Here is a 23,643-nt window from a genome sequence, read left to right on the forward strand (position 1 = left end):
TAAATTTAACAGCTGTTCATCGTCTGTTCATATTAATACTTTATAGTGGGAGTATAGAAAACGAATTGGAGGAATAGTGATGAACTTAGCATGGAAAGAAATGAAAAAAAATAAAGCAAGATTTTTAATTTTAGGCTCCATAGTATTTCTTGTAAGTTTATTAACTTTTATTATATCTGGTTTGGCAAATGGATTGTCTCAAGACAATGCTGCCTTAATTAAAGATTTACCCAAAGGCCAGTTTTATATGACCAAGGATTCAGATCAAACCTATAACCTGTCTAAGATAGATGCAAGTACAGAAGATAAAATTTTAAAAAATACTCAGGACGCAGTTGCCTTCTCTATACAAATGGGTTTTCTAAATGATCCAGGCGAGAAACAACGAAGCGTTGCATTTGTAACATCAACGAATACCAAATCTAAATTGTTTCCAAATATAAAGAAAGGCGAAGTTGTATTAGATAGTTCTATGAAAGATAAAGGTATAAAAATTGGGGATGCCTTAACGAATAATCAGTATAGCGGAAAGTTAACTGTAAAAGGTTTTGTAGAGCAAAAGAAATTTAGCCATGCTCCAGTTGCTTATATAAATATCAACGACTATAAAGAAATTTACCGAGTGAAAGAAATGCAATTGGTCTTCGTGCCTGGGGATAAATCTCCCAAACATATTACTGGATTACAATCCTTTTCAAAGAAAGAATTTCTCAATACCATTCCGAGTTTTAATGCAGAACAGATGTCTTTAAATATGATTGTTTGGTTTTTAGTAATCATTAGTGGGATGTTGTTTGCCATCTTTTTCTATATGATGAATGTTCAAAAGATTGGTTTATACGGCATATTGAAGGCGATTGGCATAAAAACAAGAAAACTTTTCCAAATGATGTGGACGCAAATGGTTTTTATCACAATCATTTCACTTGTATTGTCTATTGCATTCAGCCAGATCTTCAATCTAGTGGCTCCTAAAGGAATGCCTTTTAGTTTAACGTTTGAGACAACTTTCCTATTATCTATTGTTTTCTTAATAATAGGTTTTATTGGTGCTACGCTGTCAGGAATACAAATAAGAAAAGTAGAACCATTGCAAGCAATCCAACAAGGAGAGGTTTAATATGCCATTATTTACTCTTGATGAGGTTAGAAAAACGTTTACCAATGGAGAAATAAAAGAAGAAATTTTGAAAGGAATTAACCTTTCTCTTAAAGAAGGGGAAATCACAGCACTAGTGGGTGCCTCAGGTTCAGGAAAAAGTACACTTCTAACAATTGCGGCTGGATTACAGCCTGCAACAAACGGGCAAGTAGTATTCAATGGAAACAATATAGCGACAATGAATGATGAACAAATTCGTCAAATTCGTGCAAGTGAATTTGGATTTGTATTTCAATTTGCACACCTTGTTCCTTTCCTAACAGTGGAAGAACAGCTATTGCTAATGTTAGATGTATCTGAGTCAAAATTAAATAAACATGAACAAAAAACGGAAATTGATCGAATTCTAAAACTAGTTGAAATGGAACATAGAAAAGATGCATATCCTTCTTCATTATCTGGCGGGGAGAAACAACGTGTTGCCATTGCCCGTGCTATCATTCACAAACCGAAAATTCTCTTCGCAGATGAACCCACTGCAAGTTTAGATTCGAAAAAATCAAAAGATGTGATGATGTTGATACGAGAGTTAACAAAAACGTTGAATATTACGACTTTAATGGTCACCCATGATGAAGAAATGCTTTCATATGTAGACCGTGTTGTCAAAATGAGTGATGGGTTGGTAATAGAAAAATAGTTGTAAAATTGGTGATGCCAAGAATCTAGAATTAAATGTAAATAAACAGCCCATACTTTTATTTTAGGGGGCTGTTTATTTGTTATACAAACACTTAATGAAAATCACACTGACAGCAGCTAAAGCATTCTATATTTTGACTATAATCTAAAGAAAGTGTGAAAGGGAGCATGTAGAGTGATGAATATACTAATAGTGGATGATGATATCAATATCCTACAGGTAGTAGATATTCACTTAACCGAATCAGGTTATAAGGTGTTGCAAGCAAAAGACGGGAACGAAGCGTTGAGGGTACTGAATGAAGTAGCTTGCGATCTAGCTGTAGTGGATGTAATGATGCCATTCATAGATGGTTATACATTAACCAAAGAAATTCGAAAAAAATATAATATCCCAATCATTCTTTTAACTGCTAAAAATCAAATCGAAGACAAAGAAGAAGGGTTTCGATCTGGAACTGATGATTATCTGGTGAAGCCTTTTGAAATGAAAGAGTTGAGATTTAGAATTGAGGCATTACTACGAAGATATAATAAACAAACAGACGATACTATTGTCCGTTTAGGAAATACAACGATAAATAAAAATAAATATGAAGTACAAATGGGAGAAAGAACCTTAATTTTGCCACTCAAAGAATTTGAATTATTACATTTCCTCGCTTCTAATCCTATGCACGTTTTCTCTCGAGATCAAATAATTGAACAAATATGGGGACTAAACTATGAGGGAGATGAAAGAACAGTGGATGTTCACATCAAGAGATTGAGAGAGCGTTTTTCTAAATCAACCGATGATTTCCAAATAAAAACAGTCCGCGGGGTTGGATATTTATTGGAGGCTAATCCAAGGTGAAAACTCTGTATGTAAAATTTATCGTGATTACGCTTGGCATTATGATTTTTAGCGGGATTTTTGCTTTTATTATCTCTAATACGTATTATCAGCAAAGACTAAAACCTTTGAATGATCAAAAGAATACAAGGATCGCACTAGATATTGCTGAGTTTGTGACTGATCATCCAACTATAAATCTAGAAGAATATTTAGAAAACGTATCATCCATCGGCTATCAAATTTACCTAGTTGACAATTTTGAAGAAGAATCTTACTTTGGAGCACGTTTTAGGGAAAATAAGCTCTCGAATGCCACGAAAGAGCGCGTATTAAATGGAGATATTTTTCATGGTATTCTCAATTTCCCGCAAGAAACATTTGTCACTGGATTTTTTGCAAATGAATTGAAAAATACAATTGGTGTGCCTTTAATCCATGATGGAAAGAAATATGCTCTTTTCCTTAGGCCAGATATTAAACTTCTTTTTAATGAAATGCATATCTTGTTTGGATGGCTCCTTGCTCTATCCATTTTATTGAGCATTACTTTAGTTATCTTTAGCGCAAAGTATTTAGTAACACCAATTACAAAACTTACATCGGCTACAAAGTTATTATCTAATGGAGATTTTAATGTCAATCTTGATATTACACGTCATGATGAATTAGGAGAACTATCGCTTAGCTTTTTGCAGATGGCCAGAAAACTGGAAAAGGTGGACGATAGAAGGAAGGAGTTCATTTCGAACATTTCTCATGATATCCAATCTCCTTTATCCAATATTAAAGCATATACAGACCTATTAGAAAATGAATTAATAAGCAGGGAAGATAGAAGCCAGTATGTTTCTATTATTAACGATGAAATTAGAAGGCTTTCTACATTAACGAAACAATTATTGCTTCTTGCTTCGTTAGATCGTGATGAAGATATCTTAAAAAGAAAGCTATTTAATGTTGGTAAGCAAATGAAAGAATTAGTCAAAAATTATCAATGGCAAATGGATGAGAAGGGTATTATGCTTGGTTATTCATTACCGGATATAGAAATTATGGGAGATCTATCGTTGCTTAATACGGTTTGGGACAATCTCTTAACAAATTCGATTAAATATAATAAACCTAATGGCAGTATAGAAATTTCTATTAAAACAAAAGGAAACGGGTTAGTTGTATCGTTTGAAGATACCGGTATAGGATTGAATGAAAAAGATATTGAAAGGATTTTTGACCGTTTTTATCGTGTGGATATCGCACGCACTCGAACGGTAGAAGGGACCGGATTAGGACTATCCATCGTTGCTACCATTGTAAAGATGCATGGGGGGGAAATCAGTGTGAGTAGCACTGAAAATGTGGGGACTAATTTCACTGTAGAACTGCCTATCGATTAGATTGGCTGAGTAATCTGCAGGAACGGTACAAGGAGATAGTAGCTAAGCCAGTTAGAAAATGCCGTCAGGGAAGAAAACTCCGTGCTCGGGTACCTCTTCAATTGAAAAAACCCTGCCCTATATGAGCCAAGTAATCTATAGGGCGGTTTTTATTATAGTTTATTAAAAGAAAGTTACACATAATGACAAGCGACTTGATGGCCTGCCCCCACATCTCTAAGCGCTGGAACTTCTTGAGCGCATCTTTCCGTAGCAAAAGGGCATCGTGTTCTGAATTTGCATCCACTTGGGGGGTGTACAGAACTAGGGATTTCACCCCTTAATATAATTCTTTCTTTTTTGATAGTAGGATCAGGGATCGGCACTGCTGACAATAATGCTTTTGTATAAGGGTGTAGCGGATTCGTAAATAATTCTGTGCGGTCAGCTACTTCTACAAGGTTGCCCAAATACATAATGCCAACCTTCGTGCATAGATGCTCAACGATACTTAAATCATGAGAAATGAATAAGTATGATAGCCCGTTTTGTTCTTGCAAATCTTTAAACAAGTTGATGATTTGTGCTTGAATCGATACATCTAATGCTGCTACCGGTTCATCCGCCACAATAAAGGTTGGATTTAAGGCCATTGCTCTAGCAATGACAATTCGTTGCCGCTGCCCGCCAGAAAATTCATGTGGATAGCGATCGATATAATGGTGAGAAAGGCCACATTTTTCTAGCGTTTCGGAAACGATGTCACGGATATCACCTTTATCAGCTAGTCCGTGATCCATCAACGCCTCGCCGATGGCATCACCAATGCGCATTCTAGGGTTCAGTGAACTATATGGATCTTGGAATACCAATTGCATTTTCGGACGTATCTGCCGAAGCTTTTGTTTGTCTACTCCAAAGATATCTTCACCCATAAATTTGACCGTACCCTCTGTTTTTTCATGCAGCCTTAGTATTGTATGGCCGACTGTCGACTTTCCGCTTCCGGATTCTCCGACAAGGCCAAATACTTCTCCTGGCTTTATGATAAAATCAACGCCATCTACTGCTTTTACATATTGCTTCTTTTGTCCAAATACACCGGACTTAATCGGAAAATATTTTTTTAAGCCATTTACTTCTATGATTGATTCGGTCATATCTTTAATCCTTCCTTACGGGGTGCTTCCTTGTATAACCAGCAAGCAACACAATGAGTTGTCGACTCGGATGTTAAAGCAGGCATCGATTGGCCACAAATATCCATTCGGTACTCGCAGCGATCTTGAAAGAAGCAATGGTCGCCTAATGTAGAAAGGTCAGGCACCTGGCCAGGAATGGTATAGAGGCGTTCTTGAAATTTATTAATGACTGGCTTTGCGTGAAGCAGACCTTTTGTGTATGGATGTTTTGGCTCTTTGAATATTTCCAGGACTGTCCCTTCCTCAACGACCTTCCCGGCATACATAACAACAACACGGTCAGCCATTTCAGCTACTACGCCAAGGTCATGCGTAATAAAAAGAATAGAAGTTTGCAATTCTTTATTAATTTCTTTTAAAATCTCTAAGATTTGCGCTTGTATCGTTACGTCTAAAGCAGTTGTCGGCTCATCGGCAATAATCAACTTAGGATCACATGAAAGGGCAATCGCAATCATAATTCGTTGCAGCATCCCGCCGCTCAATTCATGAGGATATGACTTCATGAGTTGTTTGGTTCTCGACAAACCTACTTTTTCCATCAATTCAATACATTTATCGTAGGCTTCATTTTTACTTAGTTTTGTATGTTGAAGAAGGGGTTCCATCATTTGATCTCCGATTGTATACACAGGGTTCAATGCGCTCATCGGTTCTTGGAAAATCATTGCAATATCATTGCCACGTAGATTGCGTAATGCTTTATTGCCAAGTGTCAAAATGTCTTGGTCTTGAAAAAGAATTTGCCCGCCTTCAATGACACCAGGTGCTTCAATCAGCTTCATGATGGACATAGCGGTGACACTTTTTCCGCAGCCTGATTCGCCCACTAAGCAAACAATTTCTCCTTTGTTGACAGTGACATTGACGTGGTTGCTTGCTTTAACGGAGCCATGTTCCGTATAAAAGGTAGTCTGTAAATCTTTAATTTCTAGTAACGGAGTTGCCAAAATCAACCCTCCTTATTGCTTCATTTTTGGATCCAATACATCGCGAAGACCATCGCCTAGCAGGTTGATGGAGATAACGGTCAAGAATATCGCAAAACCAGGCGGGACCCATAGCCATGGTCGCTGTTGGAAGTCTATTAATGAGTTAGCAGAATCAATCATATTTCCCCAAGAAGCGGCAGGTGGAACAACACCTAAGCCTAGGAAACTTAATGCCGACTCACTTAGAATTGCTCCGGCCACATTCAAAGTGGCCACTACGATAAGTAAGGGAACAGTGTTTGGAAGCAAGTGAGAGAAAATTTTTCGTCGATCCTTTAATCCCAATACTTCTGTCGCTTTCATAAAGGCTTGCTCTCGAAATGTTAAAATCTCTCCTCGTACAAGCCTTGCTAAACCAGGCCAGCCAACAAAGCTAAGCATCAGCATAACAAGGTAAATACGATATTCTGGTTCTACTTTCAGTTCTGATAGTAAAGCACCCATTAGTAGCAGCAATGGCAAACCGGGAATGGACATCAATACATCCGCTAGCCGCATAATAATCGTGTCAGGCAAGCCTCGATAATAACCAGATATGGCGCCTAAAGCTGAACCTAAAATAATGGATATGACCATAGAGGCTAAGCCTACTGTTAGGGATATGCGCCCAGCAAGCATGAGCCGAGTCAATACGTCACGTCCGAACTTATCTGTCCCCATCCAATGAAGAGAAGAGGGTGGTTGGTTTATGATGGCACTATTTACGGATTGGCCTGCATACGGAGAAAGGAAAGGTCCGATAAAACAAAATAAAAAAATGAAAACCAAGAAATAGAGACTCCCCATGGCCAGCTTTTTTTTGCGGATTTTTTTCCAAGTATCCTTCCAAAGTGAAGGCCTTTTTGTTGATTGTCCATGGTTTGCATGTTTGACTGTCGCTGAATTCACTTTTTCACCTCCATTATTTCAAACGAATTCTAGGGTCGACCGCAGCATACGCAACATCTGCGAATAGATTTCCCAGTATCGTTAAGAAACTTAAAAACATTGTGAATGTCATTAACACCGGATAGTCGCGATTATTTAATGACTCTAGCTGTACTTGGCCAATGCCAGGCCAGTTAAATACCTGTTCAATGATGATTGCCCCTGAGAATAGTGCAGGCAACTCAAATGCCAATAAAGTGATACATGGCAGTAGGGCATTTTTTAATGCATGTTTAAAAATAATTTTGCTTTCTTTTAGCCCTTTAGCGCGTGCTGTACGAATATAATCCTGACGTACAACCTCCAGCATGCTAGTTCGTACATATCGAGTCAGACTTCCTGTACCAAGTAACACCAATATAAATACGGGAAGAATCATATGCCGTCCTATTTCCACATAATGGGCTAATCCAGTAGTATTGCTCCCGACGTCAATCATCCCGCCTACAGGCAATAGATTCATATCAATCGCAAAGATCTTAATCAGCAATAAACCAATAAAGAAGGAGGGGATAGACATAGCGGCAAAAACAAAGAATGTAACGAAGCTATCAAATATAGAATATTGTTTCATCGCAGAATACACACCAGTTATTAATGCAATAATCCATGTGATGACCAAAGAGATGATAGAAACGATAAAAGAATTCCAGATGAATTGATTGATTACCTTTGTCACCGGTTGTTGGTATTGGAATGAAAAGCCTAGGTCGCCGTGGAATATCCCAGCAATCCAATTAAAATATCGTTTGATGACAGGCTCATTAAAACCATAAAATTCCCTTAGTTCGGCAGCGCGTTGAGGAGTAAGAGAAGGATTTGAGTCCACATAATCTCCTGGAAGCAATGCGAATAAATAAAAGATTAGAAACGATGTTCCAATCAATATGGGAATCGAAATAAGTACCCGTCGGATAATATATTCTTTCAACGTAAAACCCCCATCAGAAAAGAGGAGGAGCATACACTCCATCCGCTTTTAAATGAATTTCACTGTGATTGCGGTTAGCTTAAATGACCAACGTCTGTCACAGGCTAATAATTTTCTTTGCACAATGCGACATACCGATTGAGGATCGCACTTACTTTGTAATGTCAACCTCAGTTAAACTCGAAAGGATACCATTGTAAGGATCTTGTTTGACTCCGTCGATGCGAGAGCTAACACCATTTAAAATCTTGCGATAGTTTAATAGAATGATTGGTGGGTTATCAGCAAATTCTTTATATAATTCGTGATAAATTTCTTTTCTCTTTTCTTGGTCTAGTGTATTTTGACCTTCTTCAATCAGCTTATCGAGAGCCGGATTTTTGTACCCGTTATTCTTATCTGCATTTTTAGAATGGTAATCTGCTACCACGTCATTTGGATCCATAATCATTGGAGTAGAGAAGGAAGCCAAGTCATAGTTTCCTTTGTCTACTTTTGAAACTAATGCATTAAAGTCGGAGAACTCTGGTTTAAGATTGATGCCAATTTCCTTATAATTCTCTTTGGCAATCGGGATTAAGCCATCATCAGATTTAGCGCTTAGATAAACAAGTTCTAGCTTTTTGCCATCTTTTTCACGAATGCCGTTTTTGCCAACTTTCCATCCTGCTTCATCCAATAATTCTTTTGCTTTTTTAGGGTCATAGTTAAACTTTCTGACACCTTCATCGTTGTATGCCCATGACACGGGCGCGATTGGAATATTCGCTACTTCGCCATATCCTTGGTAAACAGTATCAATGATTTGTTGGCGATTCAGCCCATAGTTTAGTGCTTGGCGTACTTTGGCATCCTTCATATACTCTTTTTTATTGTTAATAGAGATAAAGCTAATTGGTGTGCCAGTATAGATATCGATGTTTGCAAATCCAACTGATTTCAATTGTTCTAGGTTATCCGCATTTGCTGTGAAACCAGCAAAGTCTACATCCCCAGCTTGGAAATACTGTAGGCCATTTTCATTGGCGATTTTATAGATGAAATGCTTAATCTTCGGTGCGCCATTCCAATAATTTTCATTTGCTACATATCGTACTTCTTGATTTGGAATGTACTTGTCGAATTTGTATGGACCAGCTCCCATTGGCTTTTGATAAAGATCTTTTAAATAATCGAGGTTGCCAAAGTGATAACCTTTACCATAATAAGCTTTTGAAAGGACAGGACCTCCCAAGATACTTAGTGCTTGCACATCAACAGAGTCTGTTTTAATAGTGATTGTTTGGTCATCAACGATTTCGATACCTTTGATTGTTTTAGCTTTGCCTTTTTTGTAGTCTTCGCCGCCGATGATATGGGCACGGCTAATATCTGTGTCACCTGCGTATGATGGGTCATGTAGTATGGACAATGTAAATCCAACATCCTCGGAAGTTACAGGCTTACCATCACTAAATTTCGCATTTTTTCGAATATGGAAAGTATACGTTTTTCCATCCTTCGAGATTTCCCATTTTTCAGCAAGCTTTGGTGTGTATTCGCCTTTCTCATTGATATCAACTAAGCCGTCAAAAATAGGTGAAGATACATTGCCGTCATATCCGGTTTTATAGAAGTTCGGTAAAAAGGCGCCGCCTGGGTTAGTTGAGAGAGTAGCAATAAACGTATCCTTGCGATTTAACGCTTTTGCCGGAACGCTATCTGGGCTTGCTGCTTTCAGCGATTCATCCTTGATTGAGGCAACCTTCGAAGATTGACCTGAACTTGTATTGTTTGAATTGTTTGTCGCCTGTTCACCGCATGCTGCTAATAACAAAGAAGCAGCAGCAAAAGGAATAATTAATTTTGTAAATTTTTTTCTCAATTTGAATCCTCCTTGGAATGTTTTCCTAAAACTAAATAATTCGTTTGAAAATCGTTCTTACATGGATATGTTAAAGAATTGTTTCAGATTCCCTTTACTTACATATTTTTTATCTTATAATACCGATAAATATAGTAGGGTTTTAAACTAAAAAAATAAGCTTATTACAATTAGCCTCCTTCTAGATATGTATAAACGGCAATATAAGGATTCTACCAGTATGAAAATCCAAAAATATAAGGTAGCAGCATTAGCTCATACCCTAGAGCAAAAAGCTTTTTTACTGCTTAATAGAATGTATTATTTCTAAATTATGATAGTAGTATTTCCAAATTTACGTTTCATTAGGTAAGATTTGATAGATACCGTTTTCAGAAATAATATATATCTATTCGATTTTAATGTCAATAACCTTTCTAAATTAACTGATAGCTTGAAACAGTGGTTTGCTTGTTAAAATTCCCTCATCATTTATGTTAAAAATATGAATCTAACTCCCCATCTTGTTGACTTCATTCAGTGTATGTATAGTTTCTTTCATATGCTCCAATTATTGATCTCAAAACAGAAGAAATAAAAAATAAAGTGGAATGGGCTCCTCTTTTTGGTAAGTAAAAAGGATGGCAACTATTCCACTTTAATATCAAAAATTTATTAAAAAATATTTTTAAAAGGGGCTGGTTATGTTTTATTGAACGCGTAAGATTGGTTTAATCGCCTCACCCTTTTTGGAGGCTTCAAATGCTTCATTGATTTGGTCAAAGTCATAGAATTTCACTAATTTATCAAAAGGAAATAGGCCGGCTTTGTAATACTCCACTAATTGTGGGATAAAGACATTCGGCACGGCATCCCCTTCAATGACTCCTACCATTGTTTTTCCTTCTGCCATTAGATCATTGTGGACATCAATCGTCATTTCAGGTGTTACACCAACAATTGCAGCCACGCCAAGTGGACGTAATGCCTGCAAACATTGACGGACAACTGGCGGAACCCCAGTTGTATCAATTGCATATTTATTGCCGCCTTTTGTTAATTTTTTGATCTCTTCTACTACATTAGTCTTTAATCCATTAAAGGCATGCGTTGCACCTAGCTCTTTTGCTAGCTCTAAGCGAGAGTCATTAACATCGACCACAATAATCATCTTACATCCAACTATCTTGGCCGCCATCACAGCACTCAATCCAACAGCGCCAGCGCCATAAATTGCAATCGTAGAGCCGAATTCTGGTTTAAGTTTATTTAAAACCGTGCCAGCTCCTGTTTGAATTCCACACCCTAATGGACCTAATAAGGCTAAATCTACATCTGGATCTACTTTCACTACATTGCGCTCATGTACAACGGCAAAAGTGCCAAAGGAAGATTGGCCGAAGAATGTTGATAATTGCTCGCCGTCTTGGGATAAACGATGCGTATAATCGTCATTGACACCACCAAAATTCAAATCATTAAACGTTTCACAAACAGCAGGGTGTCCAGTTAAGCAATTGTCGCAATGGCCACAATGAGCGAAGGATAATACTACATGATCACCCTTGGCAAAACGGGTAACGCCTTCACCTACATCTTCTATGATGCCGGCGCCTTCATGACCGAGCACCGCGGGAAGGGGAGCGATAGCTGCATCACGCGCAACCGCATCAGTATGACATACACCTGTAGCGACAATTTTGACTAATACTTCATTTGCTTTGGGAGCTGCTAAGTCTACCTCTTCGAGAGTAAATTCTTGGCCTTGCCCATGTGTAACTGCTGCTTTAATTTTCATATTAAATATGCTCCTAAAGTAGTTTTTTAATTTAATCTAATTTAATTTGCTGTACTATTTGCTGATACAGTAGCCCGTGGCCGTGTAGATCTATACCATTGCAAACAAAGCATAAAAATAATGGCACAATCAATGACGTCTCCACCATAATACATAATCATACTGCCCAGCTCTGCCTGGTACTGCGGTACTCCAACGGGCGGATGAGCGTAAATGTATTTAGATAAAATACCGTGGCCCGCTAAGGCAATGGTTAATACAATGGCGCGGTATAGAAAGGGCGTACGATGGGAAACAGGGTCAATATAAATCATTGATACAGTAAACAAATAACCAGCCACAAAGATGTGGAGGTGAATTAGAACATAGATCCACATGCTTTCATGCATAAGTGAATATAAGGGAGTGGTGTATAAAAGCCAAAGTCCACCTATATTTAAAAGGGACGCAATGACTGGGTTTGTATACATTCTGCTTGGCCAGCTTTTCAGCAGCCGAGTTAGGTTTCGTGCTTTGGCGACAGGTAATGTACGTAACAAAAGGGCCATAGGTGAAGCAAGCGCCATTAGCAGTGGGGCAAGCATTCCTAAAAGCAGGTGACCAACCATATGTGCGGTGAAATTTGTGTGAGCACGCTCTGCTATTGGTCCTAATAATGAGGCTGCTGCAAACAAAATACCAAAAAGCCACAGTATAGTGCGCTTTACCGGCCATGGTTGATATCGCTTATTCGAAAGAACGACCGCAAGGATATAGAAGACCAAAGCCAATATAAAGAAAAGCCCCAAAAAGAATTGAGGCATTCCTCCAGATAAAGAGTGGACTGTAGAATGCATATTGCTATGGCTGTTCATCAGTCACACTCCCAACAGGCTGAAGTCTGCTACGCGTCTTAAACACAAGGAACAGCCCTATAAGTAACATAATGATAGCTAAAATATTCCATACTAAATCATAGATGATGAGGTTATCGACATATCGAATTTGGTGAAGCTGCATGACTTTGTGATGGACGGTGCCGTCATAAAGCTGAAATCCTCCTAGACCAATCAGCACGCCTCCCCACCACTTTACTGGAGCAAATGCATGGCGGCGATTGACATCGGCTAAAAGGAACGAACCGCCAATGGTCGCAAACCAGCCGAATGCATGGAAAATACCATCAGATAACAACCCGATATGAAGTGTTGATTTGTCATAAAAATGGTGCCACTGAAGTATTAAATGGAAAACAACTTCATCTATAAAGGCGGCAATACCTACTCCAAAAAGAAAACCAGACCATACGTTTCGTTTCGAGTAATGAGATTGATTTGTCTGTTGTTTATTATTCATAACGGCCATATTCTTCTCCTTCAAAACGTTTTCATACAGTAGTTTTTCCTTCATCTGCCACCTTTTAAACAATTATTTGTAAGGAAACAAAAACCCCAAACAGCAGCGCTATTCGGGGTTTTGATGTTATTGTAAGTTCTTGTTTTGGACTAACTTAACAACACAGCTAGCTAGTGCTTCTTTTTCGTTTTCATTTGCAACGCCCCACATATCGGAAAGCACGCGTTGTTGTTCATTCTTCGGGTCAACATTGTTTGCGAGATAATCACCGATTTGCATCGCTGCTTGTTTAATCGCATTGTTTGGCATACCTGATTGTTCTGCTTGGTTGACATGTTGTCCTAAGAATGATGTCCATTGTTGCCAGTTTTCTAATAGAGCCATTTGAATTCCCTCCTTTTGATAGGTTCAGTATGTGTAGAATTCATTTGGCTATGTATAGTGTTGTAAATTTTTTTGTAAAAAAGAAGACACTCCTCTAAGAGAAGTGCTTTCGTCTTTTTATTGTACTATATGGTCGCCATCCAATGATCGAAGCATTTTATTAATTTTCTCTTCACCAGCAATTACCCAACGGCTTTTGTCCACAATTTTACCGTCTTTGTCAATTGGTTCTTGGAATTGACTTAGGCCAGTTGTAGCGGTCACCAGCGAATGTTCATCATAATCTAGACCTAAGTTGACCACATGCTTGATGACAAAAGGTTTGCCAAACTGAATATAGGTAGCGTGATGGTCCAAATCTCCGTCCAGTGTCCAAAAAGGCATACGGAGATAAATGGTCTCACCGCCATCACGGTGGAGGATAGAATCGAATTTTCCTTCATGATATTCAAAGTTTGAGCAAAAACTACAGCCATGAGACTCAAATACATCGCGAATGACACCAAAATACGATTTTTTACCTTCAATCTGTGAATCAAATTGGATCATACTGTTCACCTCATTAGAATTTATCTGACATAACAGGTTATTGGCATTCATCATCTAAAGACTGGACAACTACCTGTAAAAGCCCGATGATACACTCCCACTTAAATGGAAAACCATCGAGTGAGTGTCACTTTACTTCATATTGTTAACCAAAATGCTTCCAATCATTCTTTTGGATATGTAAATATTTTGGAGGTTATATATGATGTATTTTACATATATGTTAGAATAGTAAGAAAAAAGGGGTGTTCATATGCGCGGCGCAATCCAAAATAAACGTGTGGAGATTTCACAAGAGGATGCAAAGCATTTTTTGAAGATGGCAAAAGTAGCACATGTGGCAACAGTAGATAGTGATGGATTTCCTTATGTTATCCCGCTTGTGTATCTTTATGAGAATGAAAAAGTATATCTACATATCGGCAATATAAGAGAAAGCCACTTTTGGGAAAACATCAAAGAAAATCCGAAAGTATGTATTGAGGTAAGTCAAATGGGTGATTTGCATCCTGGGAAAAAATATGCTTGCCAATCTGCACTCGTTTATACAAGCGTTGTCGTTTTCGGCACCATCAGACGAATTGAAGATGAAAAAGAGAAGGAACTATTTTTTGATCGATTGCTTGAAAAATACGGTGATCCTTCATGGACGTTTGAAAGAAAAGGCTATCCCATCCTACCCAAGATTGAATTATTTGAAGTAGACATTGACCGATTAACAGGAAAGCTAAATGAAGGGCTAATTCATTAAAGTGGAACAGCTGCATAGCCTGCAGCTGTTTTTTTATATGGGCAAGATTCTTTTCTAGACATATTTGCGCTTTCTCAGGACAGACTAATGTGTACGTTTAAAATATTGTTAATTTGGGAATATAAGTTAGAGCATCTAAGGAGTGATATCACTTGTTGCATGATTATTATGCAGATTTACATATTCATATTGGACGTACCTGGAAGGGGCGACCAGTAAAGATTACAGGAAGCAAAACGCTGACTTTGGAAAATATATTAAAAACAGCAACCATGAAAAAAGGATTGGACATCGTTGGAATAATTGATTGCCATTCGCCCGAAGTATTGGAAGAAATGGCTGCATTAGTAGAGGCAAATCAATTGATAGCATTAGAGGGTGGCGGGCTTCGCTTTGAAAGCACTACATTAATCCCGGGTGTAGAGATCGAGGTCAATGATGCAAATTGTAAGGGACCGCTACATGTCTTAGCTTACTTCCGATCCATGGAAACGATTTGTACCTTTTCAAATTGGATGAGCAACCATATCACGAATATTAATTTGAGCACCCAAAGAATAGCCTGTGACGCATTGACTTTACAGCATAAAGTACATGAGCTTGGAGGTTTATTTATACCTGCACATGTTTTTACACCTTTTAAGAGCGCTTACGGAAAGGGTGTTGAAAAAAGCCTTGCGGAAGTATTTGATATGGACCAAATCGATGGTATTGAACTTGGACTGAGCTCAGATACAGACATGGTCAAAGGTATTCAAGAGTTAGAGAAATACACATACGTTACAAATTCTGACGCACATTCATTAGGTAAAATGGCCAGAGAATATCAAAAAATCCGATTAGAAGAGCCCACTTTTGATGAGCTGAAAAAAGCATTAAAAGAGGAGGATGGACGAGCTATTGTGGAAAACTATGGGCTGAATCCACTTTTAGGGAAATATCACGAAACTGCCTGTGCAGACTGTGGGTTTAGAACAACAGAGATTCCATGCCCAAATTGTGGCGGAAAACATCTGACGAAAGGTGTTTCTGTGCGCATTAAAGAACTATCCACACAGGACGAATCAAGTAGAGAACGCCCTCCATATATCCATCAAATTCCATTAGATTTTATTCCGGGAGTAGGCAAAAAAACAATGGAAAAGCTTCTAGCAACATTTGGGACAGAAATGAATATTCTTCACGTCATTTCAAGAGAAGAGTTAGAAACGGTAGTGCCCGAAAAAATTGCAGACTTAATCGATAAAGGAAGGAAAGGAGAGCTTTCATTGGTAATGGGCGGTGGCGGTGCCTACGGTAAAGTGAAAAAACCACATAAGTAGAGAGAAGCAGCAAGCTAAGACTAAGTATCTCTGCTATTTATAACAGGCTAGTTTACGCTGCCTCTTGAAAAGCATCACCAAGCTAAAAACAGTAAATGCAGGAAAAGTGATAAATATAATGGTGTGTTTCAAAAATTTATACTATTTTCCATAAGAATATGGTACCTTAATTTATAAAGAAATTACCTTTCTTTATAAATTTTTAGAGGTGGGCATATTGAAAAAAGTATCAGTAGCTTTAAGTGTTTGGATGGTCGTAGCATTTATCATAATGGGGCTTACTATCCCTGCTGATGTAAATGCTAAGGCATCAGCGAAATTTACAGATTCTCTGATGAAATGTGTAGATGGCGATACAGCACACTTTAAGAAAGCAGGCTATTCACGATTCCTTTATGTGGATACCCCAGAATCAACGAAAAAAATTGAGCCTTATGGAAAAACAGCATCACAATACACATGTACGAAACTTAAAAAAGCTAAAAAAATTCAATTGCAATATGATGGGGCAAGAAAAGATAAATACGGACGCACACTTGTATGGGTATGGGTGGACGGCCAGCTATTGCAAGAGTTGTTGGTGAAAAAAGGCTATGTAAAGAAATTCTATGACTATGGCACTTATTCATACGAATCAAAACTTGTGCATCTTCAAGCGATTGTAAAGAAAAAGAAAAAGGGTCTATGGAGTGGTAAGAAGGAACCGTCTGTAGCCAAGACTTCATCAGCTAAAAAGAAAAAGCCTGCTACTACCAAAAAAACAAATTTTAAAAATTGCACCGAATTACGCAAGTACTATCCCCATGGTGTTTCTAAATCTCATCCTGCGTACCAGTCAAAGATGGACCGAGACCATGATGGATGGGCATGTGAAAGATAAAAAAATTTAGAGCCGACATGTACCTAGATGTCGGCTTTTCTGCTAATTTAAGAGGAACTTATTTACCGATTTATGTAATTTTTTGTTATAAGACGAACTTTGCGATAGGATATAATAGGATGAAATAAAATTTTTTGTCGCTTTTTAGCAAAATTTAAAAACAAACTGTCGTTTGAATCGTCATATATAAGATGGGAAGATAAGTGGAAAGTGGTGAAATATATGCCAAAGCCGATTCAAAAAAATCATAGATACATAGGCGGATTAGATGGTCTAAGGGCAATCGCTGTTCTTTCGGTGATTCTTTATCATCTTCATGTTGGAGGAATTGCCGGCGGCTATCTGGGAGTAACGATATTCTTTGTGCTGTCAGGCTATTTAATCACAGATTTGCTGATCAATGAGTGGAATACGACGGGGAGAATTGACTTCAAGAAATTCTTTATCAGGCGTTTTAGAAGGCTAATTCCCGCTTTATTTGCCATGCTGCTATTGGTTGGTTTTTGGATTACGTTATTTCAACGATCATTTTTAATAGGATTGCGTGAAGAAATATTATCTGCTGTCTTTTATGTCAGCAATTGGTTTTACGTTGCACAACATCATTCGTACTTCACAAAGTTTGCTCCACCATCTCCATTGCAGCATATGTGGTCACTCGCTGTTGAAGAGCAATTCTATATTATTTGGCCGTTGGTGATGTTAGTAGTTCTCCGATTTGTAAAGATGAGCGGGAAGGTAGCGATTGGTATCTGCTCCCTCGCATTCATCTCTGCTATAGCTATGTTTTGGATGTACACGCCGGGCGAGGACCCGAGCCGTGTTTATTATGGCACAGATACAAGAGCCTTCTCGCTTCTCATTGGTGCGGCGCTGGCATTCGTATGGCCAAGTCGTAAATTAAAAGCCAATATTACAGATGAAGCCAAAAAATTATTAAATGGAGCAGGGATCATCAGTGCGTTAGTACTGTTACTCATGATTATTTTTATGCATGAAGAAGGTCCGTTTCTTTACGAAGGCGGGATGTTGTTAGCATCTCTTGCGACAGCAGTGCTGATTGCTGTCATCGTCCATCCGGCGAGTTGGATGGGTGAAATCTTAAGCTTTCGCCCGTTATTATGGGTTGGTGTTCGCTCTTACGGGATATATATTTGGCATTTTCCGTTTATTGTCTTGATGGGAGCAGGTCTTGAAGGTGTGCCTATACCATTCTGGAAGACGCTAATCATTATTTTAATGACAGTTTTATTTGCAGAGCTTTCATGGCGTTTTGTGGAGGATCCCATTCGAAAGGGCGAATGGAAGGTTTGGGTATCCAAATTTAAAACACATGAATGGTCATGGAAGTGGAAAGATTGGACATTACCTTACCGCATTGGATCAGCGATGCTTGGATGTATAGTCATCATTTTTATGATGGGTATGATTTCTACGCCGACTGATACTCAAGCAAGCAGCAGGGCGCTAGAGCAGCATCTGCTGAATGAAGAGAAAAAATTAGAGAACTCTTCCGATACAACAGAGCCGAAGAAAGAGAAGCAAAATCCTGCTAAAAAGGAAGTTACTTCACAAAAAGAGAATTCCAAAGATAACAGTACAAGAGAAGAAGCGAAGTTGGCACAAAAAGAAAAAGAAGCACAACTAGCGAAAAAGAAAGAACAGGCTGAAAAAAAAGCAAATGAAAAAAAGAAAAAGAAAAAGATTGTTCCAGGCACTGTTCCCTCTTCACTTAGCGTCACAGCTATTGGAGATTCAGTTATGCTAAGTGCTGCCTCTGCATTAAAGGCACAAATTCCGCAAATTGTCGTCGATGCAAAAGTAGGGCGACAAATGTATGATACGTACGATGTCGTCACATCATTGAAAAGCCAAGGAAAGCTTGGCAAAGTAGTTGTTGTCGGACTTGGTTCTAATGGCGACTTTAGCGGACCACAGCTAGAAGAATTACTAAACACCATTGGAAAGACTAGGCATATTTATCTTATCAACACGCGCGTTACGCGAAATTGGCAGGATAATGTGAATCGCAAATTGAATGAGGCTATTAAAAAAAGAGACAATGTCCGGCTGATTAATTGGTATGAAGCGACAGAAGATGAAGAACAGCTATTTTATAATGACCATATCCATCCAAATGCTGAGGGTGCGAAATATTATACAGCGCTCATTAGCAGTGAAATTGCGAAACATGAATAAACGATATGCAAAAAAGACACGCAAGAGTATTTACTCTCGCGTGTCTTTTTATAATCACTTATTCTACCTGTTCATACAGATTAACACTTTCGATGTAATTGATAAATCTGCGTAATTCTCGTTCTTGTTCCCGATTGATTTCGCCCATTTCATACATATGATGAACCTCGGCTCTTTCTGTTTCAGTAATTACAGATCGGAGTTCATCTTTGATTTCCTCTTGTTTATTCGTATCCATTGTAACTGGCTTTTTCAGCTGGTTAAGGGCTCTTTCGTATTCAAATGAAACGATATAGTAGAGGTCTGGTTCATTTGAAATTGCTGCTTGTTCTTTCAGATAGATTAGCGCTTGTTGGTACGTGTTTCTTCGCACATCTTGTCTCATCTTGATATAAGAAATGAACTGCTCTTTGTCTAACCGATACTTTTTACGAGTAATACGCCATTCGTGAACAACGCGATAAAGAATATATAAGACGCCTTTCCGCATGTTTTGATGGATGGCTCTTTTTCGCTCTATAAAAGCAGTTTGGAATCCGATATACATATCCTCATCCAGGTGGTTGCCTTTATGCAGCTCCTGAATGTATTGCTCTTCGATAGATAAAGCTTTTAAGCGGATTTTCATAATTTCGCTCTGATATCCAGGATTTCCAGTTTTAGCAGCATTCCCGTCCAGCTGAGCCTGGCGGAAGAGTTGCTGATATTCGCCAATTAATTGATAAGCTGCTGTCCGATTTTTATCGTTTATCTCACGATGGATCTGTTTAATAGATGCCATCAAGATTTTCTGCTTGGCTTCATTGAAGCTTAATGAGTCAGCTTTTTCTTCCTTTGTTTCCTCGGTATCAATGAGGAGTGGAAGGAAAACGGTAGCCACAAGCAGTGTAAACAAAATGACGGCGGAAGCTAGAAATAAAAGGAGCGAACGTTCAGGGAAGAGCTCCCCATTTTTTGTAAAGAACGGCAGTGATAAGATACCGGCCATTGTGACAGCACCACGCACGCCTGTCAGGCTGCTTAGTAAGCTTGTTTTTAAGGTTGGTTTTTCTTCATCTCTACCTTTTTTGTATTCATAGATAGCACCTATGTGTGACCAAATGAAACGGATCACTAATATAGCGGTACCTATTGCCACGGCATACCCTATTAGCTTCCAGTTATTAATGCTCTCATTTTCAATGGAGGCTTCAACTGTGGAGGGAATGTTTAATCCTAACAGTAAAAAGACAATTCCATTTAAAATAAATAGCACGATTGACCACGTATTTTCAGTAAGCAATTGCTCCTCAGCGAGTACTGTTTCTGTTTTATCTTTAACGAGGGCTTGCGTAATACCTGCTACAACTACGGCAATAACACCGGAAGCATGGAACAAATCTTCTGCCGCCAGGTAAACAAGGAATGGTGTCAACAGCTGGAGCAACGTATGGAACACAACGTCTCGAATCCCTGCACGTCTTAATGAAAAGCGGATTTGGGTTAGAATGATGCCAACAACCAAACCGATTAATGCGCCCACTAAAAAAGTGTATGAGAAGTCAATTAGCGCTTCTTTAATGGAGAAGTAGCCAGTAACAACAGCTGCTACTGCATAGTTGAAGGCAACAAGGCCAGAAGCATCATTAATCAATGATTCGCCTCGTACTACATTTAAAATTTTCTCTGGAATTTGTATTCTTTTAGCAATCCCATTGACAGCAACAGGATCTGTAGGCGAAAGAATAGCAGCAAGCGCAAAAGCGGCTGCAAGCGGTATAGATGGTATTAACCAATGGATAAAGTAACCGCCGGCTATTGTGGTGATTAGTACAAGGACGATGGCATTGCCCAAGATAGGCATTCGCATATTCCAAAGCTGGTCCCTTGGAAAATTACGGCCATCATTGTAAAGTAGGGGAGCTACGAATAACAATAAAAACCATTCTGTCTTCAATTCTAAGGTTACATTGCTAAATAGAAGGGCTACAATGACACCTAAAGCGACTTGTATGAGCGCTGTAGGAATTGAGGGTATGTAGTGGCTAATAATGTTAGAGATAAGTAAGCAGCCCATTAAGACGAAAATAATCATCAGTAAATCCAAAAATATCATCCTCTCAGTTGGAAGAAAACTGTATTAATTTTGCAAAAATTATATGAAAGCCCCTAAGTACTGTTACTGATTTAAAGTGGAAAAGCGGGGGTGTATATTAAAAGAATAAAATGTATAAAAGAGTTCTACAACTAATAACCCTTCGAATTGACTATTTTTTTTTTGACACATTCACTAATAACTCCATCATTTAAAATTAAACTGTGACCAAAATCATGGCAGCAAGTTTTACGAAAGATTATACTAAAGCATGGATAAAGGTGATAACACCTAGCACGAAACAAGCAAACTAAAAGGAGATGGACAGCTTGCAGACAGTTGTTGTAATCGGTGGAGGCATCACGGGTCTTTGTACCATGCATGAACTCCAAAAACAGAAAGTAGAAAAAAATTTGCCTCTCCGCCTCATTCTCGTAGAAAAGAATAACCATCTCGGCGGAAAAATGCATTCTGTACGCGAGCAAGGATTCATTATGGAGACAGGAGCTGACTCAATCGTTGCTCGCCATAAGAGTGTGTTGCCACTTGTACAAGATATAGGCTTAGAGAGTGAACTTGTCTATAACAGCACAGGTATTTCTTATATTTATAGCCATAACAAGCTGCATGCCATACCAGCAGATAGTGTATTTGGCATTCCGACAAGTATAGATTCACTTAATAGTAGTACCCTCATTTCTGAAAAGGGTAAACAAGATGCATTAAATGATTTTGATTTAGCGGAAAACCCATTTACAAAGGATAGCTCGATCGGCGAGTTCCTTGAATATTATTTAGGGAAAGAGCTTGTAGAAAAGCAGATTACACCTGTACTGTCAGGGGTTTATTCAGGTGATTTATATAAATTGACCATGGCTTCAACACTTCCTTATTTGCTGGATTACAAAAATCAGTACGGCAGCATTATCAAAGGTTTTGGAGAGAACCGAGAGCAGTTCCAAAAAAGCGCCGAGAAAAAATTTATCTCCTTTAAACGAGGGCTATCACAGCTTATTGAAAAGCTAGAAGAAACCCTAACAGATGTTGAAATCGTCAAGGGATTAGAAACAAAGGCAATTTTGAAGAGTGGAGACCGCTATTTATGTGAATTCGATAATGGCGATAGCATAGAAGCAGATACGATAGTGTTATCTACACCGCATCAGTCTGCGAGCACATTACTGCGCGACGAAAAGATTCAAACAGAACTGAATTCAATCCGCAATGCCTCCATTATTGCTGTATATGTAGGCTTTGACATTCCAGACGATCAATTGCCTGCAGACGGCACAGGCTATATTGTGTCTGAAAACACCGATGTATTATGTAATGCTTGCACATGGACTAGTCGAAAATGGAAACATACCTCAGAGTCAGGGAATCTGTTAATTCGTATGTTTTATAAAAGCTCAAACCCCGCATTTGAACAATTAAAGGGATTGAATGATGCCCAATTGGTTGACGTTGCACTTAAAGACATAAGAAAATCACTTAAAATTGAAGGAAAACCGGTCGTATCAAATGTAACTAAATGGACAGATTTAATGCCTGTCTATGGTATGGACCATGCGAAAATCGTTCAATCTCTAACAGAGCAAATGGAAATGGAGTATCCGAATGTATATTTGGCTGGCTGTTCATATTATGGTGTAGGAATAGGGAATTGTATTCAAAATGGCCAAGATACCGCGCGGAAAATTTTGGACTTTAACAAGTAAGTAAAATTCTAAAAAGAGAGGTTTTCTATGACTAGAAAAATATTATTGGTTGCAGGAACCTTATTGCTTCTTGTTGGAATGACGTTAAGCTTTCAAAAACCGATCATGACCTTTTTAGTTGGCCAGATGTCAAAAGAGACGATACAAAAAGCCAGTAAGCCAACTGAAAAAGAAGATAGGCATTCTTCGTTTGATTTTGCCCAAGTGAAGAATGTAACACTTCGGGATGTTTTAGATGCACGGACGAAGAAAAAAAATATTCATGCGATCGGCGCCATCCACATTCCTAAAGTAAAGCTTCAGCTACCTATTGTTTATGGCATCTCGAATGCCAATTTGACAGTCGGAGCAGGTACGATGAAAAAAGAGCAAGAAATGGGAGAGGGGAATTATGCCCTCGCTGCCCACAATATGAATGATGGAAAGACACTATTTAGCCCGTTGACTAAAGCTAAGAAGGGCATGAAGGTGTATCTAACGGATTTTCAAGAGATATATGAATATCGAATAGAAGATATGTCTTATGTACAGCCCACTCAGGTTGATGTGATTCAAGATATCGGTCAAAAACGACTTATCACACTTGTCACATGCAACGCAGATGGTACCCAAAGGCTTATTGTCAGAGGTGAGTATGTAAGGCAATTCCCTTATAAAGCAAATAACAGTTACTTTTTGAACACGTAGAATTTCATGATTGCTCTAAACCCAAGGCGGGGCAGT

Annotated in this window: 21 protein-coding genes; 10 read left to right on the forward strand and 11 right to left on the reverse strand. The window is 38.5% G+C overall.

All coding sequences use genetic code 11. From position 1 onward, the window contains the following. The first annotated feature begins 79 nt into the window (after positions 1 to 79). From RST01_RS14440 to RST01_RS14455, 4 genes are all read left to right on the forward strand, one after another. Entirely contained in the window at positions 80 to 1,120 is a 1,041-nt protein-coding gene (locus tag RST01_RS14440; protein WP_147197874.1) for an ABC transporter permease, read from the forward strand. A 1-nt stretch (position 1,121) separates the two neighbouring features. Then, a complete protein-coding gene (locus tag RST01_RS14445; protein WP_147197876.1) occupies positions 1,122 to 1,802 on the forward strand; it encodes an ABC transporter ATP-binding protein in 681 nt (226 codons plus the stop codon). Positions 1,803 to 1,979: 177 nt separating this feature from the next. Next, a complete protein-coding gene (locus RST01_RS14450) occupies positions 1,980 to 2,660 on the forward strand; it encodes a response regulator transcription factor (protein WP_147197878.1) in 681 nt (226 codons plus the stop codon). Beyond that, entirely contained in the window at positions 2,657 to 4,036 is a 1,380-nt protein-coding gene (locus RST01_RS14455) for a HAMP domain-containing sensor histidine kinase (RefSeq protein WP_147197880.1), read from the forward strand. Before RST01_RS14450 ends, RST01_RS14455 begins: the two co-directional genes overlap by 4 nt. A 173-nt stretch (positions 4,037 to 4,209) precedes the next feature. Here the strand turns inward: RST01_RS14455 and RST01_RS14460 are convergent, their stop codons facing one another. The 10 genes from RST01_RS14460 to RST01_RS14505 all read right to left on the reverse strand — a co-directional run bounded on the left by RST01_RS14460 (position 4,210) and on the right by RST01_RS14505 (position 13,976). Then, complete coding sequence (locus RST01_RS14460) at positions 4,210 to 5,175, reverse strand: ABC transporter ATP-binding protein (RefSeq protein ID WP_147197882.1); 966 nt, start codon at positions 5,173 to 5,175, stop codon at positions 4,210 to 4,212. Then, positions 5,172 to 6,167 carry an ABC transporter ATP-binding protein gene (locus RST01_RS14465; protein WP_147197883.1) on the reverse strand — a complete coding sequence of 332 codons (996 nt, stop codon included), beginning with the start codon at positions 6,165 to 6,167 and terminating at the stop codon, positions 5,172 to 5,174. Before RST01_RS14465 ends, RST01_RS14460 begins: the two co-directional genes overlap by 4 nt. 12 nt (positions 6,168 to 6,179) lie before the next feature. Beyond that, positions 6,180 to 7,097, reverse strand: coding sequence for an oligopeptide ABC transporter permease (gene opp4C, locus RST01_RS14470; protein ID WP_244946733.1), 918 nt, complete (start codon positions 7,095 to 7,097; stop codon positions 6,180 to 6,182). A 13-nt stretch (positions 7,098 to 7,110) separates the two neighbouring features. Continuing rightward, complete coding sequence (locus tag RST01_RS14475) at positions 7,111 to 8,067, reverse strand: ABC transporter permease (RefSeq protein WP_066790172.1); 957 nt, start codon at positions 8,065 to 8,067, stop codon at positions 7,111 to 7,113. A 151-nt stretch (positions 8,068 to 8,218) separates the two neighbouring features. Continuing rightward, the gene (locus RST01_RS14480; protein WP_147197887.1) at positions 8,219 to 9,931 is read right to left on the reverse strand and encodes an ABC transporter substrate-binding protein; all 1,713 of its coding nucleotides are present in this window, start codon (positions 9,929 to 9,931) and stop codon (positions 8,219 to 8,221) included. A gap of 688 nt (positions 9,932 to 10,619) precedes the next feature. Further along, entirely contained in the window at positions 10,620 to 11,708 is a 1,089-nt protein-coding gene (locus RST01_RS14485) for an NAD(P)-dependent alcohol dehydrogenase (RefSeq protein WP_147197889.1), read from the reverse strand. Positions 11,709 to 11,749: 41 nt separating this feature from the next. Beyond that, complete coding sequence (locus tag RST01_RS14490; RefSeq protein WP_147197891.1) at positions 11,750 to 12,562, reverse strand: cytochrome c oxidase assembly protein; 813 nt, start codon at positions 12,560 to 12,562, stop codon at positions 11,750 to 11,752. Next, a complete protein-coding gene (locus tag RST01_RS14495) occupies positions 12,549 to 13,052 on the reverse strand; it encodes a DUF2243 domain-containing protein (RefSeq protein WP_147197893.1) in 504 nt (167 codons plus the stop codon). The genes RST01_RS14490 and RST01_RS14495 overlap by 14 nt, the downstream gene beginning before the upstream one ends. 117 nt (positions 13,053 to 13,169) lie before the next feature. After that, positions 13,170 to 13,427, reverse strand: coding sequence for a DUF3243 domain-containing protein (locus RST01_RS14500; protein ID WP_066790161.1), 258 nt, complete (start codon positions 13,425 to 13,427; stop codon positions 13,170 to 13,172). A 117-nt stretch (positions 13,428 to 13,544) separates the two neighbouring features. Beyond that, on the reverse strand, positions 13,545 to 13,976 hold the full coding sequence (locus RST01_RS14505; protein ID WP_066790159.1) for a YugN family protein: 432 nt from the start codon (positions 13,974 to 13,976) through the stop codon (positions 13,545 to 13,547). 253 nt (positions 13,977 to 14,229) lie between these two features. Here RST01_RS14505 and RST01_RS14510 point away from each other — a divergent pair, with 253 nt between their 5' ends. The 4 genes from RST01_RS14510 to RST01_RS14525 all read left to right on the forward strand — a co-directional run bounded on the left by RST01_RS14510 (position 14,230) and on the right by RST01_RS14525 (position 19,128). Further along, the gene (locus tag RST01_RS14510) at positions 14,230 to 14,727 is read left to right on the forward strand and encodes a pyridoxamine 5'-phosphate oxidase family protein (protein ID WP_147197895.1); all 498 of its coding nucleotides are present in this window, start codon (positions 14,230 to 14,232) and stop codon (positions 14,725 to 14,727) included. Positions 14,728 to 14,882: 155 nt separating this feature from the next. Then, positions 14,883 to 16,049, forward strand: a complete 1,167-nt coding sequence (locus RST01_RS14515) for an endonuclease Q family protein (protein WP_147197939.1) — start codon at positions 14,883 to 14,885, stop codon at positions 16,047 to 16,049. A 217-nt stretch (positions 16,050 to 16,266) separates the two neighbouring features. Further along, a complete protein-coding gene (locus RST01_RS14520; protein WP_221298037.1) occupies positions 16,267 to 16,929 on the forward strand; it encodes a thermonuclease family protein in 663 nt (220 codons plus the stop codon). 222 nt (positions 16,930 to 17,151) lie between these two features. Then, a complete protein-coding gene (locus RST01_RS14525) occupies positions 17,152 to 19,128 on the forward strand; it encodes an acyltransferase family protein (protein ID WP_147197897.1) in 1,977 nt (658 codons plus the stop codon). Between the two features lie 58 nt (positions 19,129 to 19,186). Here RST01_RS14525 and RST01_RS14530 read toward each other — a convergent pair whose 3' ends face one another. Continuing rightward, positions 19,187 to 21,214 (reverse strand): Na+/H+ antiporter, encoded by a 2,028-nt coding sequence (locus tag RST01_RS14530; RefSeq protein ID WP_147197899.1) that lies wholly within the window; start codon positions 21,212 to 21,214, stop codon positions 19,187 to 19,189. 317 nt (positions 21,215 to 21,531) lie between these two features. Between RST01_RS14530 and RST01_RS14535 the strand changes: the two genes are divergently transcribed. Further along, the gene (locus RST01_RS14535; protein WP_147197901.1) at positions 21,532 to 22,920 is read left to right on the forward strand and encodes a protoporphyrinogen oxidase; all 1,389 of its coding nucleotides are present in this window, start codon (positions 21,532 to 21,534) and stop codon (positions 22,918 to 22,920) included. A gap of 27 nt (positions 22,921 to 22,947) precedes the next feature. Beyond that, positions 22,948 to 23,607, forward strand: coding sequence for a class A sortase (locus tag RST01_RS14540; RefSeq protein ID WP_147197903.1), 660 nt, complete (start codon positions 22,948 to 22,950; stop codon positions 23,605 to 23,607). Positions 23,608 to 23,643: the final 36 nt, after the last annotated feature.

Source organism: Rummeliibacillus stabekisii, assembly GCF_007988965.1.
Taxonomy (GTDB): Bacteria; Bacillota; Bacilli; order Bacillales_A; family Planococcaceae; genus Rummeliibacillus; species Rummeliibacillus stabekisii.

Excerpts from the sequence above, each read along its gene's own strand:
- RST01_RS14440 (WP_147197874.1), top strand. The coding sequence starts at position 80 with ATGAACTTAGCATGGAAAGAAATGAAAAAAAATAAAGCAAGATTTTTA.
- RST01_RS14445 (WP_147197876.1), top strand. The coding sequence starts at position 1,122 with ATGCCATTATTTACTCTTGATGAGGTTAGAAAAACGTTTACCAATGGA.
- RST01_RS14460 (WP_147197882.1), bottom strand. The coding sequence starts at position 5,175 with ATGACCGAATCAATCATAGAAGTAAATGGCTTAAAAAAATATTTTCCG.
- RST01_RS14485 (WP_147197889.1), bottom strand. The coding sequence starts at position 11,708 with ATGAAAATTAAAGCAGCAGTTACACATGGGCAAGGCCAAGAATTTACT.
- RST01_RS14490 (WP_147197891.1), bottom strand. The coding sequence starts at position 12,562 with ATGAACAGCCATAGCAATATGCATTCTACAGTCCACTCTTTATCTGGA.
- RST01_RS14495 (WP_147197893.1), bottom strand. The coding sequence starts at position 13,052 with ATGGCCGTTATGAATAATAAACAACAGACAAATCAATCTCATTACTCG.
- RST01_RS14500 (WP_066790161.1), bottom strand. The coding sequence starts at position 13,427 with ATGGCTCTATTAGAAAACTGGCAACAATGGACATCATTCTTAGGACAA.
- RST01_RS14505 (WP_066790159.1), bottom strand. The coding sequence starts at position 13,976 with ATGATCCAATTTGATTCACAGATTGAAGGTAAAAAATCGTATTTTGGT.
- RST01_RS14510 (WP_147197895.1), top strand. The coding sequence starts at position 14,230 with ATGCGCGGCGCAATCCAAAATAAACGTGTGGAGATTTCACAAGAGGAT.
- RST01_RS14525 (WP_147197897.1), top strand. The coding sequence starts at position 17,152 with ATGCCAAAGCCGATTCAAAAAAATCATAGATACATAGGCGGATTAGAT.
- RST01_RS14540 (WP_147197903.1), top strand. The coding sequence starts at position 22,948 with ATGACTAGAAAAATATTATTGGTTGCAGGAACCTTATTGCTTCTTGTT.